Origin of the sequence: Vibrio sp. V43_P6S15P86 (assembly GCF_009904725.1) — a bacterium.
Lineage (GTDB): Bacteria > Pseudomonadota > Gammaproteobacteria > Enterobacterales > Vibrionaceae > Vibrio > Vibrio diabolicus.
The window spans coordinates 1-2,231 of sequence record NZ_WXWT01000038.1; the positions used below are offsets into that span (position 1 = coordinate 1).

General features: G+C 42.1%; 1 protein-coding gene. It reads right to left on the minus strand.

Annotation, left to right across the window (positions count from 1 at the left end):
- Positions 1 to 298 precede the first annotated feature (298 nt).
- The coding region (locus tag CAG69_RS01755; RefSeq protein ID WP_161442437.1) for a fimbria/pilus outer membrane usher protein at positions 299 to 2,231 on the minus strand (1,933 nt) is incomplete at its 5' end.

Below are 2,231 nucleotides of genomic sequence, written 5' to 3' on the forward strand. Positions count from 1 at the left end.
AATGTGTTAAATTTTTCTTTGAGCTTGCCTTTAATATTTTCTTTTGTTCTGGTGTTAAACTCTTTATTTTATTTTTTATGTGTTCTTTTTGCTCGGGAGTCAATTGCGATAGCTTTTCTTTGACGACCATTATCTGTTCATTATTCAATGAAGCAGAATGAGAGACAGAGGTTACAGCGAGGCAACACAAACCTATTAATGCGAAAGCGCGACTTTTAACTAATATCATTAGCGACACCTAATACACGTTTTATTTGTATTTATGGAGCCGGTTATCGGCTCCATATTCAGCTAGAGGTTATTGACAATGAACGGTCTTTTTAACAATACCTGATGAGTCTCCGTTTAACTCATTTGATAGGTCATAGTTAATTGTACAAATATCTTTGCCCCATAGAACATTCAATGTGCCTTGCTTCTCTAGTCCAGATAGATACACAACGCCATCGTTACCTACGTAAGATATTTCGTTATTCACATCTTCTGGTGTTTTAACAATCGAACCAAATGGAACGGCTTTCCCTTTATTCTCTACCGTGAATAGCGCTTTATAGCCTGTTTTAACGTTAAACTTGGCTTTAACAATCGCACCTGCCGTTGGAACAACTTTAGTGATTGTGTTTGTCGCTTCCATGTTTTTGCCTAGTGAATCAGAATCAATCGCGACCTCGTTCGCTTGATAACTGTTCACATAAGGGACCACCGCATAACCTGACCCATTGGTGTCAATGCCAGTGCCGTTTTCGATATGAACGTCTTCTGCCTGGTTCGTATCCACTAACACTACGCCATTGTAATCCGCGCTGTTAATCGGTTGAGACATGGTCACCCCGTCAGAGTGGACGATTACAGCACCGCTCGCACCATAGCTGACTTGAGTACTGTCTTTACGGTGGCTGACTGTCGCGTTCAGATCAGCATGATTACCAGTGTAACTGGTCGATGCCGAGATGCTGTCATTACCTTCGCCATCTTCTGCTGTTGCAACAATGCTGTAAGATAAATTGTCGTCCTCTAACGCTGTATTTGTGTACCCAGCACGCTGAATCGTATGATCATTGCTGTCGTTACTGATGGCGTAATCAACATAACCACCGTCGAACCATCCCTCAAGAGGAACACTTACATTCAACATTACTTGACTGTCATCAGAGTAAGCAGTCGAATCCATCATCGAGTAGCTTAATGAATATGAGACTCGATCAAAATTATTACTGTAGCTGGCCGTTAAATTACGGTCGATATTATCACTGTCCCAGTACTCTTGTTGGTAGCCGTAAACCGATAGACTACCCCACTCACCATCATTGATCTGTTGGTTAAAGCTAAGCTGTAATTTTTGTTTTTTACGCTCATCAAGGCCCCACCAGAAAGTGTTTGAGCCTTCATTTTCAATCAGTAGATCTTCTAGAGTGTAAAAATCCTCCGTTGAATAGCGATAACTAGCTAAGTTGAATGAAGCGCCAATCTCCTCAATGTCTTTCGAGTAGTTAATACTGTACGATTGACCTTGCGTGTAGCCTTGGCCTTCGACATCAGCAATGGAGTGTGTTACGTCGCCAGTTAATGCACCAAAGCGCCCCAGACTCAAACCAAGCCCTAATGCAAAAGCGTTGTAATCTTCGGAGGTTTGTGCGCCACCATACACAGTCAAACCATTTGAGATACCATACATCGCACTTGCTTCAGCGACAATCGCATCAGAATCTACGCTACTCGCATCATATTGACCAGCAGCAACTGTGTATTTAAATTGACCTTCACGAACCATATTCGGAACGCTGGAGAATGGTTGAATAAACGTGCGCTCTGAACCATCTTCTTCTCTGATTGTGACAACAAGGTCACCACTTAAAGAGGTTGGGTAAAGATCATCAATCACGAATTGACCCGGAGACACAACGGTTTGATAAATGACCGAACCGTCCTGCTCAACGGTTACCTTAGCGTTGGAATTTGCGATACCGTGGATAACAGGAGCAAAGCCTCGTTGACTTTCCGGCAGCATGGAATCTTCAGTAACAAGCTGAGCACCAAGAATTTTGACGCTGTCAAAAATACTGCTACGAGTACTGATGTTACCTGCTTCAAATCGGCTGTTGAGACTTTTTACATCGTGAAATACTTTTGTTCCTAAGTCATTCCACTCTTCAGTATCGTTATACGCATCATAGTTATAAGTACTATAGTTACGAATACGCCAGCCTTTATAGTTAAAGCCTGTTCTTAAG